Below are 15,597 nucleotides of genomic sequence, written 5' to 3'. Positions count from 1 at the left end.
GTGTCCGTGGTCAGCGGTCGCGGGGTTCGACGTGGTGCTCGATCCGCACGGCGACGCGCTCGAGCGCGGCTCGGTGGCGGCGTTCGTGGTGGTCGCAGAACGTCAACTGCCCGTCCCTCAGCACAATGCGCACCCGTCCACGCGCACCACACCGGTCACACCGGTCCGCGACGGGGTTGAGGCTGGTCGTGATGGTGTCGAGCGCGGCGGTCATGGCGTCCCTCTCTCCTTTGTGCTTTCCAGCCTTCTCCCGGGCGGTGCGGCGGTACAGGGACCTTCGACCCGCGCAGGCCGGGATCCGCGCCGAGTGCCGGGACTTGGCCCGTGAGGACCTCCGACCCTGGGGTTCGCGGTTCCGGAAGGCGAAGGTGGAAGCGCACGGGCAGGTGTTCGAAGCGTCACGTCCACCCGGAGGAGGAACCGCCATGACCAGTCGCATGAACGACCACGGCACACGCACGGACCAACCGAAGGACTTCGTGGTCTCGTGGCCCCCGGAGGCCGATCCTCCGGAGACCTTGGCGTTCCCGACGGTCCGGTCCGACACGCCGGCCGGAGAGCGTCCGCTCGACGGGTTCCACACGGGACGGCTGTGGACCGGTGGAGCCGCGACCGCGCTGGTCGCCGGACTGCTGGCGGTCGTCGGGATCCTCGTGGCCCGCGGGTTGCTCGACATCGCGGTGCTCGCACCGAAGGGCGAGGGCGCCTGGGGCAACGCCAACACCTTGACCTACGCGCTTGTCTCGGCGGTGTGCGCGTTCGCGGCCACCGGCCTGGTGCAGTTGCTGCTGACGACCACCCCTCGTGCGGTCCGGTTCTTCACCTGGATCATGGTGCTGTTGACCGCGATCGCGGTGGTGCTGCCGCTGAGCCTCGACGTGGCCACCGAGAGCCGTGTGTTCACGGCCGTGCTCAACGCCGCGATCGGCTTCTCGATCACGGCGCTGCTGTCCGGTGTCGTGGGCAGCGCCCGCCGACGGTGGAACGCGTGAGCCGTACCGGACGCGTCCAGTAGACGAGGTCGGTGAGTCCTGATGCGACGGTTCCGTGCGCTCTCGCGCGAGCTGCTGCTGTTGATCGCGGTGAGTGCGCTGCTCGTCGGTGGCGGGATCGCCCGGTTGTCCGGGTCGGTTCCGGCGGATGTGTTGTGGGCGGCCGCGGCCGGTGTGGCGTTGGTCCCGGCGATCGCCTGGGTCGTGGCGGACCTGCGTGCCGGTCGGTGGGGCGCCGACCTGCTCGCCGTCCTCGCTCTCGGCGGCACGCTGGCCGTGGGTGAGTTCCTTGCGGGGGCGATCATCGCCGTGATGGTGGCCACGGGACGAGTGCTGGAGAGCGCGGCGCGCCGCCGCGCGCGACGCGACCTCTCCGCCCTGCTCGAACGGGCGCCGAACCGCGCGCACGTGCGACGGGGCGACCGGGTGGACACGGTGGTGATCGGTGACGTCCGGCGTGACGATCGTGTCGTGGTGCTTTCCGGTGGGATCGTGCCGGTCGACGGCGTGCTGCTCGACGGCGGTGTGTTCGACGAGTCGGCGCTCACCGGGGAGGCCGCGCCCGTTGCGCGTGTCCGTGAGGACTCGGTGCGCAGCGGTGTTGTGAACGCGGGGGCCGCTGCGGACCTGACCGCGTCGGCCACGGCCGAGGACAGCACGTACGCCGGTGTGGTGCGGTTGGCCCGTGAGGCTGCCGCGGGCAGTGCCCCCGTGGCGAGGCTGGCGGATCGGATCGCGGTGTGGTTCCTGCCCGCGGCCTTGTTGCTCGCCGCGGTCGCGTGGGCGGTGACCGGGGACCCGGGACGTGCGGTGGCGGTGCTGGTCACCGCGACGCCGTGCCCGCTGCTATCGACGTGGCGGTGATCCTCAACGCGCTGCGCGCCCTGCGCAGCCCTGTCCGACGCCACGTCACCGACGAGGCCGACCGGCTGCTGCACCGGTTCGCGCACGAGCACGGGGAGCTGCTCGCCGCGCGCAACGCCGTCCGGCAGGCCGCCGACGCACTCTCGGACGGAGCCTGCCCGGACGCCGACGCCGCCATCCGCCGGGCGCACCACCTGCTCGCCGAGCGGATCCTGCCGCACGAACGAGCGGAGGAGACCGAGCTGTACCCCGCGTTGGTCGGGCTCCTGAGCGGGCCGGAGAGCACGGTGACGATGAGCCGCGGCCACGCCGAGATCGAGCGCCTGGGCCGCAGGCTGGATAGGCACCTGCGCGAATCACCCGACGGTATCGAGCCGGAGCAGGTCGACGACGTCCGCGCCACCCTCTACGGACTGGACGCCGTGCTGACGCTGCACTTCGCCCAGGAAGAAGAGGCCTACTTCACGCTCGCCTCGGCGCATGAGCCGACGCCCCGGAGCTGAGGGCACCACCATCACCCCAGCCGCTCGGCCGCCCGGATAACGCGATCGCTCGGGCCGCTCGGCGCTGCCTGAGCCACACAGTCGTCAGCCCGATGGGCCTCCCGAACGTCGGGTGGCCGGCGGACGCCCGTCCGGGGTCGGCAGACGGATGGTGCAGGTGCTTCCCCCGGCCGCTCCCGACGCAGCCGTGACGGTGCCGCCGTGGGCCCTGACGACCGCGAGGCCGCGGCACCGCGTGCGCCACCAGGGTGGTCCGGGCGGTGGCCCGTGAGAAGGATCGGCCGTCGCAGGGGTCGGGGGTGATCCCGAGTCCCTGTGTCGTGCCGGATCCACGACTCTGGCGTACCGCACGGCGGCGCCGTCGTGTGACGGTCGGTGCTCGGCGGTTGGTTTCACGCTGTCGAACCGTGTTGTCCACGTCGATCAACGCGACGGACAAGTGCAACCGGGTCTCACCGGACGTGTCGGCGCGGACCGCCGACATCCTGTCACCGCTCGTCCTCCTTTCCGCGCACCACCAGAACCGGGCACGGCGCTTGGTGGATGACGGCGCGGCTGGCGGAGCCGAGGGCGTAGCCGGTGAGCGAGCTCCGACCGCGACAACCGACGACCAGTGGTGACGACGCCGTCGAGTCGTCCGGTCCGCACCGTGGGTCAGGTGCCCTGTGGCACGCGGATGACGTCACCGGGGTTGATGACGTTGGGGTTGGTGATGGTGAGCGGGTTGGCGGCTACCAGTCGGTAGTAGAGGTTGCCGGAGCCGTAGTAGCGGGTGGCGATCGCCCACAGCGTCTCGCCCGCCGAGACGACGTGCTCGAGGTAGGAGTGGTAGCCGGGGACGATCTTGGAGCCGAGGACCACGGGGACGATCACCTTGTCGAGTTCCTCACCGTCTTTGGGGGAGGTGTGGTAGACCTCGATGAATACCCGGTTCAGGGTGAACGCCGCCCCGGTCACGTCCGCGGCGACCTGGAACTGGCCGTGTCCGCCGGTGCCGTCACCGGCCATGAAGTACCCGACCACCTCGTCGTGGCCCTCGTGCACGCGGTAGTTGAAGTTGGCCTCGAACGCGCCGCCGGCCACCCCGGCGAGTTGGATCACGTCGCCCACCAGGTCGTAGGCCTTCGGTTGTTGCACGTCGATCGACATGGTCACACCTCTCTTGTGGACATTCCCGTGGCGATGGCGGGATCACCGCGGAACGCGACCGCCTCGGTCGCGGCTCGAAGCCGATGACCACGAGCCTTCAACGACTCCTCCGACCAGTCTCGGACGCGCTGCGGCACGCCTCCAGGGCAGAAAGTCCCGGGATGGCGGGGAACCCGCCCCGAAGGACCGATCGACCGATGAATCCGGCAGCGGGCCGCACGCGCACGGGGCGAGAGGGGCGAAGTCGCCGCCGCGCCCGTCGCATTGCCGATGGGTGGTCGAGGAGCAGGCGGTGCGGCTCGACGAACCCGTCCCCGTGCGCAGGTGGTCCACCGCTTCGTCGGCCCGCGTCCGGATCCGGTCGAGCGGCGGGTCGCGAACACGTCGCGTGGTCCGGCACACCAGCGGACGGCGAGGGGCACCGTCGGGCCGGGACTCCCGACCCTGGGATCCACACGGCGCCGGTGCCGGCGTTGGCGGTTAGAGGTCCGCGTCGAAGGGGGCCGGCCCCTTCCGGGACGACGCCGGCGTGTGGGCAGCCGGTTGCCGCACCGGTGAAAGGCGCGGCGAGTCGGACTTCGTTGTGCCGTCACGTCCATGGTGCCCTCCGGATTCGTCGTCCGAGGGCGTCCTCGGGTCGGGACTGCCGGACCGGCGGGCAACGGCGCCGCGAGACGGAACGGCTGCAAGCGGCGACCGTCCGCTCGCGAGCTGTGGACTACCTACCGGGAATATCGGACGCAGTTGCGGGACGAGTCGATACCCGTGCGTCGAGGCGGACCACCGCGACGTTGAGCCGATTCCGGCATCGGCCGGCGCACCGCCGTTGCCCGAGGTCGGAGGCCGCGGTGGGAAGTGCGTGTCCCGGTGTCGGGCGGTGTCCGATGCGCCCCGTGGTGGCCAGGGACGTTCGGAGCGTCGACCGGGGACCTTCGGCAGCGGCGTGGCCGATGCGGCCGGTGCATCGTGAGAGGGCGGGATGGGACCGGATGGAGTGCCGTCATGAGCGGTTTGATCGTCTGCGGCATCGCGATCTTCGGGCTGTTGCCGGAGGCGGCGTCGATCAACGTCCTGAAGCGGCGTGAGCAGGGACCACCCCGTGCGCGTGCCGGTCCGAGTGAGCCTCCCGGCTTCCGCCGTGCCGTCCAGGCACCTGTTCAGAAGCGACTGAAAGAGGAGCGATGACGATGCCCAAGTACGTGTACGACTTCGCCGAGGGCAACCGGTTCATGGCGGACCTGCTCGGCGGAAAGGGCGCCAACCTCGCGGAGATGACCGTGATGGGGCTCCCCGTGCCGCCCGGGTTCACGATCACCACCGAAGCCTGCCGCGCCTACCTGGCCACCGGTGCGGTGCCGGAAGGGCTGGCCGCGGAGGTGGACGAGCACCTGCACGCGCTGGAGCGGGCGATGGGCCGCAAGCTGGGGCAGGTCGACGAGCCGCTGCTGGTCGCGGTCCGCTCCGGCGCCCGGTTCTCGATGCCCGGCATGATGGACACGGTCCTGGACATCGGGTTGACCGACGACTCGGTGGCCGGGCTGGCCGCGTGGGCGGGGGACGAGCGGCTCGCGTGGGACTCCTACCGCCGGCTGGTGCAGATGTTCGGCACGACGGTGCTGGGTGTCGACGGGGAGCACTTCGCCGCTGCCCTGCGGGCGGCCAAGCGGGCCAAGGGCGTCACCGGCGATCTCGGCCTGGACACCGCCGACCTGCGCGCGCTGACCGCGACGTTCAAGGACATCGTCCGCGAGCACACCGGCCGGGAGTTCCCGCAGGACCCGCGTGAGCAGTTGGACATGGCGATCGCGTCGGTCTTCGCGTCGTGGCGCACCGAGCGCGCCCAGGTCTACCGGCACGCCGAGCACATCCCGGAGGACCTGGGCACGGCGGTCAACGTGTGCGCGATGGTGTTCGGCAACCTGGGTGACGACTCGGGCACCGGTGTCGCGTTCACGCGCGACCCGGCCACGGGTGCGCCCGGCGTCTACGGTGACTACCTGCCCAACGCCCAGGGCGAGGACGTCGTGGCCGGCATCCGCAACACGCTGCCGCTGCACCGCCTCGCCGACCTGCAACCGAGGGGTCACGAGCAGCTGATGGGGATCATGGCGACGTTGGAGGAGCACTACCGCGACCTGTGCGACATCGAGTTCACCATCGAGCGCGGCAAGTTGTGGATGCTGCAGACCCGCGTGGGCAAGCGCACCGCGGCCGCCGCGTTCCGCATCGCCGACGCGTTGCGCGAGGAGGGCTTGATCGACGACGACGAGGCGCTGCGGCGGGTGACCGGCGCGCAGTTGGCCCAGCTGATGTTCCCGCGCTTCGGCGACACCGACCGGGCACCGCTGGCCACCGGTATCGCCGCGTCGCCCGGCGCGGCGGTCGGCGAGGTGGTGTTCGACTCCGCGACCGCGGTCCGCCGGGGCGAGGAGGGCGCGGCGGTGATCCTCGTGCGCCGCGAGACCAACCCCGACGACCTCGACGGGATGATCCACGCCCGAGGGGTGCTCACCAGCCGAGGCGGCAAGACCTCGCACGCCGCGGTCGTCGCCAGAGGTCTCGGCCGGACCTGCGTGTGCGGCGCGGAGTCGCTGACCATCGACGCCGAGGCCCGCCGCTTCACCACCGCCGACGGCACGGTGGTCGCGGAAGGCGACGTGATCTCGGTCGACGGGACCTCCGGCACGGTGTACCTCGGCGAACTGCCGGTGGTCCCGTCCCCCGTCGCCGACTACTTCGAGGGCCGCCGCCCCGCCGGGGGCGACGACCTGCTGCGGGCCGTGGACCGGATCATCATCCACGCCGACCGCCGGCACCGGCTGGAGGTGCGGGCCAACGCCGACACCCCCGAAGACGCGCGCCGTGCCCGCCGACTCGGCGCCACCGGCATCGGGCTGTGCCGCACCGAGCACATGTTCCTCGGCGACCGTCGCGTGCTCGTCGAACGACTGATCCTCGCTGCCGATGACGACGCCCGTGCCGAGGCGCTCGCCGCGCTGCTCCCGTTGCAGCGCGGCGACTTCACGCGCATCTTCGAGGAGATGGACGGCCTGCCGGTCACGATCAGGCTGCTCGACCCGCCGCTGCACGAGTTCCTGCCCGACCGCGTCGAGCTCACCGCTCGCGTCGCGGTCGCCAAGGCGCTCGGCCGGACGGACGCACCGGAGGACCTGCTGCGCGCGGTCGACCGGCTGCACGAGCAGAACCCGATGCTCGGCACCCGCGGCGTGCGGCTCGGGCTGCTCATCCCGGCCCTCTACGACCTGCAGGTCCGCGCGATCGCCGAAGCCGCGGCGTCGCGGATTCGGGCGGGCGGGAAGCCGCACGTGGAGATCATGATCCCGCTGGTCGGCGACTCGCGCGAGTTGGAGGTGGTCGCGGCGCGGGCCCGGCGAACCGTCGCCGACGTCGCCTTCGAGTCCGGCGTGGGCATCCAGTACCGCATCGGCACGATGATCGAGCTGCCACGCGCCGCGGTCACCGCGGGCCGCATCGCCGGGACCGCCGAGTTCTTCTCCTTCGGCACCAACGACCTGACGCAGACCGTGTGGGGCTTCTCCCGCGACGACGTCGAGGGCTCGTTCTTCCCGGTGTACGAGGCCGAGGGCGTGTTCGACGTGTCGCCGTTCGAGACGATCGACCGCGAAGGCGTCGGCCGGTTGATCCAGATCGCGGTGAGGGAGGGCCGTGCAGCGCGTCCGGACCTCGCACTGGGCGTGTGCGGCGAGCACGGTGGCGACCCCGCGTCCATCCGGTTCTTCCACGAGGTCGGCCTCGACTACGTGTCCTGCTCACCGTTCAGGGTGCCCGTCGCCCGCCTTGAAGCAGGCCGTGCCGCGGTCGGCGAGGCCGACGCGACCACCGACAACCGTTAACAAGGGCCCGTCGACAGGACGCTCACCGGAGAACGTCCTGTCGACGGTCTCCCGGACGTGCGCGGGGTGCTTCGGTTACTTGGGGTCGTTGCGGACCTCGACACCACCGAGCAGCGCCGTGGCGTTGACCTTGAGCACGGGCGCGTCGAGGGCGTTCGCCGTCTCGCGTTCGGTGTTGTCGTCGTAGCCGCCGAAGAACGGCAGTCCTCCCATCGAGACGCGCCACCCCCTCGGAACGAGGATCTCCACGCCGCCGAACAGCGCGAAGGCGTCGACAGAAGCTTCGTCGTCGATGTGCGCGTCGCGGAGGTCGAGGACCGCTCCGCCGAACACGGCCGACACGCTGGCGCGGGTCAGGTGCTCGGCGCGGCTGCGTACCTTCGTGCCGCCGAACAGCGCCACGGGCACGCCGATGTCGTCGGTGTCGTGGTGGTCCGCCGTGTGGAGGGTGCGCAGTCCGGCGAGAACGGCGACGCCGACGAGCAGCAGCAGGACCGGCCACAGCAGGTTGCCGGTGGTCCACCCCTGGCGGTCGGCCAGGAGCACGAGCCCGATCGCGCTCACCGCGGCCGGGCCGAGCGAGACGTGCTTCTGGGTGAGCATGGCGGTGAGGCCGACGCCGATGACGGCGATCGGCCACCAGTCGCCCAACGTGGTGCCGAAGTCGAGGACGTCCGTGGCGTCGAGCACGCCGAGCACGCCGAGCGTGACGAGCACGGTGCCGATCCAGATCCGCACGGGCTTCATGATGGTGCCACCTTCCGGTCCTGGTGCCGTTCGAGGGTGATGGTCCAGCCGCACGAGAGGGCGGCGATGGCGGCGACCGCGGTCACGATCGGCGCGAGGGCGCCGAGGACCACGCCGGCGATGACCGGCATCTTCACCACCGGATGACCGTCGTCGTCCTTGACGACGACGTACCGGGCGCCGGCTCCGCGCGCGAGTTCCTCCGCCTTGTCGACGATCGCCTGACCCGTGACCTGTGCGGTGTAGGTCCGTTCCTGTTGTGTGGTGGTCATATCCGTCTGCTCCTGTCATCGTGTGACGTCGTGGCGTTGGAACACTGCAATTGCCGCGCCCATCAGGACTGCTGTGACGAGCAGCAGCACCGCGATCCCGCCCCAACCCGGGTGACCGGCGAGCGCGTCGTCGATCCCGGCGTGGTGGAAGGGCGAGAGCACTCGCCACGGCCGCAGGTCGTCGCTCAGCGCGGACAAGGCGTCAAGCAGGAACGTGGGCAACGCGACACCGACCGGCACCGCCACCGCCCACCCCGGACGGCCGGTCGTCGCACCCACCAACAGGGCGAGCGCCCCGAACGGCAGCGCGACGACCGCCGAAGCGGCGCACGCGGCCATCAGGCCGGGAACCGGCACGTCCAGACCGGCCATCCGGCCACCGACGACGAGCACGGCGGCCAACGCCGCCGTGACGGCCAGCAGGCTCACCACGATCGCGAGTGCTTTGTCCGCCAGAACCCTGGTGCGGGACACCGGGTTGGCCAGGAGCAGGTCCAGGGTCCCGGCGCGCTCCTCGGCCGCGGTGGCGCGGGCGGCTTGGCCGATCACGACGCCGAGCAGCACCAGCGGCGCGAGGAAGCCGAAGACCTCGGCCTGCACGTACCCGACGCCACTGGTGAACGAGCCCTGCACGCCGAACAGCGCCTTGAACGCCTCGGGGTAGGCATCGAGGAGTTGGTCGAGGTCGGCGCGGGCATTGCGGACCGCCGGGTAGACGGCCAGCTGGAGACCGACGCTCGCGACCAGTACCGCACCCCAGCCCAGCGCGCTGCCCCGGTTGTCCCGCAGGGTCTTCCCGATCAGCTCAGCGGCCACGGTCCTCGCCCTCCACGTAGTCGAGGAAGATCTCCTGCAAGTCGGGTTCCTGACTGGTCACGTTGACCAGGGAGTACAACGCCGCGGCACGGACCAGTTCGCCGACCGGGCCCACGACCCGGCAGTGCACGGACATGCCGTCGGCACGCACCTCGCGCACGCCGGCGACGCCTTCGAACACCGAGGCCGGCACCGGCTCGGCGAAGGTGAATGTCAGGGCACGCAACGCCTTGGCCTTCAACGCGTCGACCCGCGCGTCGACGACCAGGGTCCCCGAGAGCAGGATGCCGACGCGGTCGGCGACCTGCTCGACCTCGGACAGCACGTGCGAGGAGAACAGGGCGGTGCCGCCGTCGGCGGCGAACTCGCGCAGGTGTGCGTGGAACTCGCGCTGGGCCACCGGGTCCAGACCGCTTGCGGGCTCGTCGAGGATCACCAGCTCGGGGTGGTGCAGGAAGGCCTGCACGATGCCCAGCTTCTGCCGGTTGCCCTTGGACAGCTCGCCCGCGCGGCGGCCCAGGTCCAGGTCGAGCCGCTTGGCCAGCACGCGGGCCTCGGTCAGGTCCGGGTGCCCGCGCAGCCCCGCGAACAGCCGCAGGTGCTCCTCGCCGGTAAGCCGGTCGTAGAGCACCAGGTCACCCGGCACATAGCCGATGCGCTGACGCGCCTGGACCGAGCCGGTGGCGAGGTCCTCGCCGAAGAGCACCATCCGGCCCCGCGTGGGGCGGATGAGGTCCATCAGCAGGCGGATGGTGGTGGTCTTGCCCGCGCCGTTCGGTCCGAGGAGCCCGTAGACCTCGCCGGCGTGCAGGTCCAGGTCGAGCTGGTGCAGCGCCCGCCGACGGCCGTAGTCCTTGCTCAGCTGTTTGGTGTGGACGACGACGGTCATCGGGTGCCACCTCGTTCGGCGTGTTCCTTGATCGACCGCAGGACCGCGTGTTCCAGCAACGTGACGAATGGGCCGGCCAGGTGCCAGTAGCGGCGCAGGCGTGCCCACGACCGCGGGTCGGTCGCGGTGGTCCGCGTGTCATAGGTCAGCAGCGTCCGCCGCTGCCCGTAGGGGACGACCGACAGGGAGCAGACGACCTTGCCGTAGCCCGGCCGGACGAAGTCGGGGAAGTCGCGCGCTTCGAGATCGCGGACGTGCACGAACGGCCGCCAGAACGTGCCGATGGCGCCGAACACGATCTCGGTGCCCGGCAGTTCGGCGAGGCGGACCCACCCCGAATCGGCGGGGATGTCGTCCAAGGTCATCCGGGCGTGCCAGGTGGGACGCCCCTTGAGCAGGTTGGGCAGCCTGCGCGCCCAGGTCATCGCGTCCAGCACGGGCCCGTGGAGGTCACTGAAGTCGAGCTCGCGCAGCGCGTCGTAGGTCGCGACCGGGTCGGCCTCGACCACGACGTGCGCGGACCGGGTGAAATCAGGCCGCGGCGCGAGCTGGTCGATCAGCAGCGGACGCGGGAGGGTGGAAGTCACGGCGGATCACCTCGGTTCAGGGGTTTCGCAAGAGGTCGCGCACGCGCCGGAACTCGTCCGCGTCGATCTCGCCCCTGGCCAGTCGGGCCTCGAGGACGCGCAGCGCGGAGCCCTGGTCTTCGTGCGGGCGGCGCATCGCCAACACGGTGATCGCGACCGCACCACCGAGCAGCAGGAGTCCGATCAGGGCCATCATCACGCTGCCGTAGCCGATGCCATACCCGTGATACCAGTGCATGACCACTCCTCTCGTCGACACCAGTAGCTCACCCGGCACCCCTCGGTGGATGCGGTCGAAGGCCCTCGACGAGCGGGGCACTAGGTCCAGCGATCGGAGTACAAGGACCCTGTGGTCTCGCACGCCACCGGGAGGACGCTGGCCGGTATGAAGAGGCACAAGACCTGGTTGGAGATGACCTCCGCGCAGCGGCGCGGCATCCTGGCGCTGAGCGCGGTCGAGGTCGCGCTCGCGGGCGCGGCGTGGGCGGACCTCGCGCGGCGGCCCGCCGAGGCCGTCAACGGCCGCAAGCGCTGGTGGGCCCTGGCGATCGCGGTGAACATCGTCGGCCCACTGACCTACTTCCGCTGGGGCCGCAAGGGGCACGCCCCCCGACCTCACCGGGACAGCGACCGGTGCAGGCGCCACGCGCCGAACGCGAACAGCACGACCGCGTAGCCGGCCAGCACGCCGATCTCGGGCAGCACGTCCACCAGACCGCCGTGCCGGGCCAGTTCGGCGAACGCGTTGTTCGCCCACGCGTGGGGCGTGACGAGCGCGATGGTCCGGACGGTGTCGCCGAACAGCTCCAGCGGCACCATCGACCCTCCCAGGGCGGCGAACCCGATGCCCAACATCAGCGCCGCCGCGCCGACCTGCTGCTCGGTGCGGAAGACCGCTCCCAGCACCATCCCCGCACCGCCCGCGACGAGCGCGAACACCAGCAGCAGCACCCCGGCGGCGATCGGATCACCCCAGCGGACGCCGAAGAGCAGCGAAGTCCCGGCGACGATCACGACGCCCTGCACCAGCGCCACCGCGACGCGGCCGAGTCCTTCACCGAGGACGATGGCCGTCGAGGTCGTCGGTGTGGCCAGCATCCGTCGCGACACACCGAGCCGTCGGGTCTCCACCAACGCCGCCGAGCCGGTGAGCGCGGTGAGGAACACGAACAGCAGCAGTTGCGTGGACGCGCTGGTGTCGAAGCGCCCGGCGCTCTCGGGGAACGCCGATCGGCCGCTGGTCGTGACCTCGACCGACACCGGCGGCACCGCGTCCACCACCGAGTCCACGACAGCCAACGCCGCCGACTGGTCCACGCCGGTCTGCGTCGAGGTGAACCGGGCCGCGGCGAGCCGCGCGGACTCGCGGGACAGCACGTCGTCCACGGCCAGCCGCATCTGCTGCCCACCCTGGTCGGGCCTGGTCAGCAACCGCACCTCGGTCGGTGTGACGACCAGACCCGCGCTGACCTCCCCGCGTTCGACCGCGGTCCGCAACGCGGCGTCGTCGGCCGAGGTCTCCACCTGGAGCGCCCGGTCGGCGCGCAGGGCGTCGAGCAGGTGCGCGTCACCGCCCACCACGCCGAGCTTGGGCGTCACCCCGCCGCCGAAGGCCGCGCCCAGCACGAGCACGAGCAGGAACGGGAGCACGAACAGGAAGAACAGGCCGACGCGGTCGCGGAACATCCGACGCAGGTTCACCCCGGCGATCGCGAGCGCCTTCACAGCGCCACCGCCTTCTTCGTCATCAGCAACGCCGCGCCGATCGTGAGGACTGCGAACCCGCCCAGCGCGGCGACCGACGGCAGCACCGCGCTCACCTCACCGGCGGACAGGTCGGCCAAGCCGCGCAGGAACCACTGGTGCGGCGAGAAGCCCGCCGCTGCCGCCAACGCCCCGCCGACCTGCGCGACGGGGAAGAAGGTGCCGCCCAGCGAGCCGAGCGTGACCGCCACGACCGCCTGCCACCCACTGGCCTGCGCGGCCGTGCGCGCGAGCACGGACACCACGGCGACCGTTCCGGTGGCCGCCGGCACGCACACGGCGACCAGCAGCGCGACCCCGAGCGGGTTGCCCCAGCGGGCGCCGACGAGCAGGGTCGTGCCCACCACGAGCAGGGCCGTGCTCACCCACCCGACGGCGACGCTGGTCAGCAGCTTGCCCACCAGGATCGACGAGGGCCTCAGAGGCGCGGCGAGCAGCCTCGCCAGCGTGCCGTCGTGGCGCTCGTCCAGCAGGCTGGTGATCCCGAACTGCACCGTGAAGAACAGGAAGAACACCACCATGCCCGCCGCGTAGTACGTGGTGGTGTCGAGCTCGCGGCGCTCGGTCGGGTCGTCCACCACCGGCCGGGGGTCGGGTTCCGCGGCGGCCAGTCGGGCCAGTTCGGCCGGGTCGAGCGCCGATCCCGCCCGGACGGCGGCGGCCACCGCGACACGCGTCGAGTGCAACCCGTCGGTGAACGACGCGGCGATCGACCTGGCGACTTCCGTGCCGAGCGGGGCGTTCACGTCGCCCACCACCTCGATGGCGGCGGCCGTACCGGACAGCACGTCAGTCGACAGGTCGGCGGGCAGCAGGAACGCCGCCGAGACCTCGCCGTCCGCGACGAGCCGTCGCGCCTCGTCGGTCGTGGCCGCGGTGCGGACCTCGACCGCCCCGCTCTCCTCGGCAGCGGGCAGCACGTGCTCCACGAACGCGACCGCCACGGGTCCGTGGTCGTCGTCCACGACGACGTACCGGAAGGGCGACGAGCCGGACAGATCGCCCAACACCAGGTTGAGCACGAGGACCAAGCCGAGCGGGAGCAGCAGCCCGAAGAGGAACACGGACTTGTCCCGGGCGCGTTCGCGCAGGTCCTTCGCGGCGATGAGCACAGCGTGGCGCATCCGGCTCACTCCCTCAACGCTCGGCCGGTCAGGTGCAGGAACACGGCCTCCAGGTTCGGTTCGGCAACCTCGACCGACCGCACCACGACCCCGTCGACGCGCACGGAGGCGAGCACGTCGGGCAGGCACGCGCTCGCGTCGTCGACCACCAGGTCGATCTCGTGGCCGTGCGCGGCGGCCGCGAGCACGACGGGCAGCGAGCCGACCGCGCGCAGCGCCTGCTCGGTGTCGCCCTGCAACACCAGCGAGATCCGATCGTGCTCGCCGAGTCGGTCCACCAGCTCGCGCCGGGTGCCCTCGGCGATCAGCCGACCCGAGTCGATGACGCCTACCCGGTCGCACAGCCGTTCGGCCTCTTCCATGTAGTGGGTGGTGTAGAGGATCGCCATGCCGGTGGCCGCGAGCGCGTGGACGTTGTCCATGATCTGGTTGCGGCTCTGCGGGTCCACGCCCGCCGTGGGCTCGTCCAGCACCAGCAGCAGCGGCTCGTGCAGCAAGCCGATGCCGACGTTGAGCCGCCGCTTCATCCCGCCCGAGTACTCCTTGGCGAGGTCACCCGCCCGGTCCGCCAGACCCACGACGTCGAGCACGTGGTCCACGCGCCTGGTCGCGGCCCGGCCGGACATGCCGTACAGGCGGGCGAAGAAGCGCAGGTTCTCCCGACCGGTGAGGTCCGGGTAGAGCGCGAGTTCCTGCGGCACGTAACCGATGAGGCGCTTTGCGTCGGTGGTCTTGGTGGACAACCGCCTGCCATCCACCATGACCTCGCCCGCATCGCGTTCGAGGATCCCGACGGCCATCGAGATGGCGGTCGTCTTGCCCGCCCCGTTCGGGCCGAGCAGCCCGTAGGTCTCACCGGCGGCCAGTTCGAAGCTCAAGCCGTCGACCGCGACCAGGTCACCGAAACTCTTGCGCAGGCCGCGACAGGTGAGCACCGTCCGCGTTGTCATCGTCCTTACCTCCCACCGGGACGATCACGACGGGGCAGTGGCCGTGCCGCAGGCAGTGCGCGGTCACCGAGCCGACGACCTCCAGTCCCGCCCTGCGGTAGCCGTGGCCGCCCAAGACCAGGACGTCGGCGTCCTTCGAAAGTTCCACCAGCACGTGTCCGGGACCGCCGGTCGGCACGAGCCGCTCGACGCCCTCGGCCTCCGGTCCGACTTCCGCCACCGCATCGCGCAGGAACCGCTCGTGCAGGCCGCGGAACGCGTCCGGTCCGGTCCCGAGTGGCGGTGACGCGTTCGTGGGCACGGGGTGCACTTGGCACACCGAGACCGCCGTCACCCGTGCGCCGTGCTCCTCGGCGTGCCGCACCGCCCAGGCCAGTGCCGCCTTGCTCGCCGCTGATCCGTCGACACCGACCACGATTCGCTTGAAACCGTCCACAGCAGGACTTCCTCTCTGAACGAGGGAGCAGGCGGACCGGGGGAGGGGAGGTCCGCCTGCTCCGGGGCGTCACCGCAGCCAGGCCTTGTCACGGACCTGGGGCAGGCGCGCCCATTGGCGGCCGAAGCCCCAGGTGTCACCCGCGTTGGTGAACGCGACGGTGACCAGGGCGACGGCGTAGACGATGTGGTAGTCGACGATGGGGTTGGTGGACATGCTGGGTTCGCCGGCTGAGGTGAACTGGGCCAGTGGCCATTCGGCGGCCCACATGAGCAGCATCATCAGGGTTCCGGCGACCGCGGCGAAGCGCAGGCCGATCCCGGCGATGACCGCGACGCCGATGCCGAGCAGACCCAGCATGAACAGCCAGTCTGCCCACGAGTCGCCGGCCCAGGCGTGGAAGGTGGACTCGAACGGGCCGACCTCGACCCGGCTGAGGAAGCCCTTGGTCGGCGACCCGCCGTAGAGGTACGCGCCGGCCGGCTTGGTGGCGTAACCCAGCCCGAAGAACTTGTCGAAGAACGCCCACAGGAACACGAACCCGGTCGTGATCCGCAGGACCGCGAGCGCGATCGCACCGGTGTCGGCGCGGGGCGCGGCCTTGGTGTCGGCAATGGCGGTCATGGCTA

At 71.4% G+C, this 15,597-nt stretch carries 18 protein-coding genes and 1 pseudogene; 5 read left to right on the top strand and 14 right to left on the bottom strand.

The genetic code is table 11. The annotated features are described in order from the left end of the window. Window positions 1–10: 10 nt before the first annotated feature. Window positions 11–214 carry a DUF7455 domain-containing protein gene (locus tag ACZ7GX_RS28940; protein WP_498781167.1) on the bottom strand — a complete coding sequence of 68 codons (204 nt, stop codon included), beginning with the start codon at window positions 212–214 and terminating at the stop codon, window positions 11–13. A gap of 211 nt (window positions 215–425) precedes the next feature. Between ACZ7GX_RS28940 and ACZ7GX_RS28935 the strand changes: the two genes are divergently transcribed. Continuing rightward, on the top strand, window positions 426–992 hold the full coding sequence (locus ACZ7GX_RS28935; protein ID WP_498781165.1) for a DUF6069 family protein: 567 nt from the start codon (window positions 426–428) through the stop codon (window positions 990–992). Window positions 993–1,034: 42 nt separating this feature from the next. Beyond that, window positions 1,035–2,359, top strand: a pseudogene (locus ACZ7GX_RS28930) (heavy metal translocating P-type ATPase). Between the two features lie 488 nt (window positions 2,360–2,847). Here the strand turns inward: ACZ7GX_RS28930 and ACZ7GX_RS28925 are convergent. Continuing rightward, window positions 2,848–3,045: a universal stress protein gene (locus ACZ7GX_RS28925; RefSeq protein ID WP_498781164.1), complete on the bottom strand. Its 198-nt coding sequence runs from the start codon at window positions 3,043–3,045 to the stop codon at window positions 2,848–2,850. Next, window positions 3,014–3,508 carry a Gmad2 immunoglobulin-like domain-containing protein gene (locus ACZ7GX_RS28920; RefSeq protein ID WP_498781163.1) on the bottom strand — a complete coding sequence of 165 codons (495 nt, stop codon included), beginning with the start codon at window positions 3,506–3,508 and terminating at the stop codon, window positions 3,014–3,016. The genes ACZ7GX_RS28925 and ACZ7GX_RS28920 overlap by 32 nt, the downstream gene beginning before the upstream one ends. 1,002 nt (window positions 3,509–4,510) lie before the next feature. Here ACZ7GX_RS28920 and ACZ7GX_RS28915 point away from each other — a divergent pair. Continuing rightward, window positions 4,511–4,693 (top strand): hypothetical protein, encoded by a 183-nt coding sequence (locus ACZ7GX_RS28915; protein ID WP_498781161.1) that lies wholly within the window; start codon window positions 4,511–4,513, stop codon window positions 4,691–4,693. After that, window positions 4,690–7,383 (top strand): pyruvate, phosphate dikinase, encoded by a 2,694-nt coding sequence (gene ppdK / locus ACZ7GX_RS28910; RefSeq protein WP_498781159.1) that lies wholly within the window; start codon window positions 4,690–4,692, stop codon window positions 7,381–7,383. Before ACZ7GX_RS28915 ends, ppdK begins: the two co-directional genes overlap by 4 nt. Window positions 7,384–7,458: 75 nt before the next feature. On the opposite strand, the gene ACZ7GX_RS28905 is transcribed toward ppdK, so the two are convergent. The 6 genes from ACZ7GX_RS28905 to ACZ7GX_RS28880 are packed head-to-tail and all read right to left on the bottom strand — an operon-like array spanning window position 7,459 to window position 10,932. Then, complete coding sequence (locus ACZ7GX_RS28905) at window positions 7,459–8,130, bottom strand: LiaF transmembrane domain-containing protein (RefSeq protein WP_498781157.1); 672 nt, start codon at window positions 8,128–8,130, stop codon at window positions 7,459–7,461. Beyond that, window positions 8,127–8,402, bottom strand: coding sequence for a DUF4342 domain-containing protein (locus ACZ7GX_RS28900; RefSeq protein WP_498781155.1), 276 nt, complete (start codon window positions 8,400–8,402; stop codon window positions 8,127–8,129). Before ACZ7GX_RS28900 ends, ACZ7GX_RS28905 begins: the two co-directional genes overlap by 4 nt. A 15-nt stretch (window positions 8,403–8,417) precedes the next feature. Further along, window positions 8,418–9,218 (bottom strand): ABC transporter permease subunit, encoded by an 801-nt coding sequence (locus ACZ7GX_RS28895; protein WP_498781153.1) that lies wholly within the window; start codon window positions 9,216–9,218, stop codon window positions 8,418–8,420. After that, entirely contained in the window at window positions 9,208–10,107 is a 900-nt protein-coding gene (locus ACZ7GX_RS28890; protein WP_498781152.1) for an ABC transporter ATP-binding protein, read from the bottom strand. Before ACZ7GX_RS28890 ends, ACZ7GX_RS28895 begins: the two co-directional genes overlap by 11 nt. Further along, a complete protein-coding gene (locus tag ACZ7GX_RS28885; RefSeq protein ID WP_498781150.1) occupies window positions 10,104–10,694 on the bottom strand; it encodes a hypothetical protein in 591 nt (196 codons plus the stop codon). The genes ACZ7GX_RS28890 and ACZ7GX_RS28885 overlap by 4 nt, the downstream gene beginning before the upstream one ends. 16 nt (window positions 10,695–10,710) lie before the next feature. Next, window positions 10,711–10,932 carry an SHOCT domain-containing protein gene (locus ACZ7GX_RS28880; protein ID WP_498781148.1) on the bottom strand — a complete coding sequence of 74 codons (222 nt, stop codon included), beginning with the start codon at window positions 10,930–10,932 and terminating at the stop codon, window positions 10,711–10,713. A gap of 147 nt (window positions 10,933–11,079) precedes the next feature. Between ACZ7GX_RS28880 and ACZ7GX_RS28875 the strand changes: the two genes are divergently transcribed. Next, on the top strand, window positions 11,080–11,370 hold the full coding sequence (locus tag ACZ7GX_RS28875) for a PLD nuclease N-terminal domain-containing protein (RefSeq protein ID WP_498781146.1): 291 nt from the start codon (window positions 11,080–11,082) through the stop codon (window positions 11,368–11,370). On the opposite strand, the gene ACZ7GX_RS28870 is transcribed toward ACZ7GX_RS28875, so the two are convergent. From ACZ7GX_RS28870 to ACZ7GX_RS28850, 5 genes are all read right to left on the bottom strand, one after another. After that, the gene (locus ACZ7GX_RS28870; protein WP_498781145.1) at window positions 11,310–12,419 is read right to left on the bottom strand and encodes an ABC transporter permease; all 1,110 of its coding nucleotides are present in this window, start codon (window positions 12,417–12,419) and stop codon (window positions 11,310–11,312) included. The genes ACZ7GX_RS28875 and ACZ7GX_RS28870 overlap by 61 nt on opposite strands. After that, on the bottom strand, window positions 12,416–13,582 hold the full coding sequence (locus ACZ7GX_RS28865; protein WP_498781144.1) for an ABC transporter permease: 1,167 nt from the start codon (window positions 13,580–13,582) through the stop codon (window positions 12,416–12,418). Before ACZ7GX_RS28865 ends, ACZ7GX_RS28870 begins: the two co-directional genes overlap by 4 nt. Before the next feature lie 5 nt (window positions 13,583–13,587). Beyond that, complete coding sequence (locus tag ACZ7GX_RS28860; protein WP_498781142.1) at window positions 13,588–14,532, bottom strand: ABC transporter ATP-binding protein; 945 nt, start codon at window positions 14,530–14,532, stop codon at window positions 13,588–13,590. Further along, complete coding sequence (locus tag ACZ7GX_RS28855; RefSeq protein WP_498781141.1) at window positions 14,480–14,968, bottom strand: universal stress protein; 489 nt, start codon at window positions 14,966–14,968, stop codon at window positions 14,480–14,482. Before ACZ7GX_RS28855 ends, ACZ7GX_RS28860 begins: the two co-directional genes overlap by 53 nt. 69 nt (window positions 14,969–15,037) lie before the next feature. After that, window positions 15,038–15,592, bottom strand: a complete 555-nt coding sequence (locus ACZ7GX_RS28850) for a hypothetical protein (protein ID WP_498781140.1) — start codon at window positions 15,590–15,592, stop codon at window positions 15,038–15,040. Between the last annotated feature and the right edge of the window lie 5 nt (window positions 15,593–15,597).

The organism is Actinosynnema sp. NPDC037264, assembly GCF_055603705.1.
The sequence above is the reverse complement of the archived record's forward strand: the minus strand, read 5'-3'. Positions and strand labels throughout refer to the sequence as shown.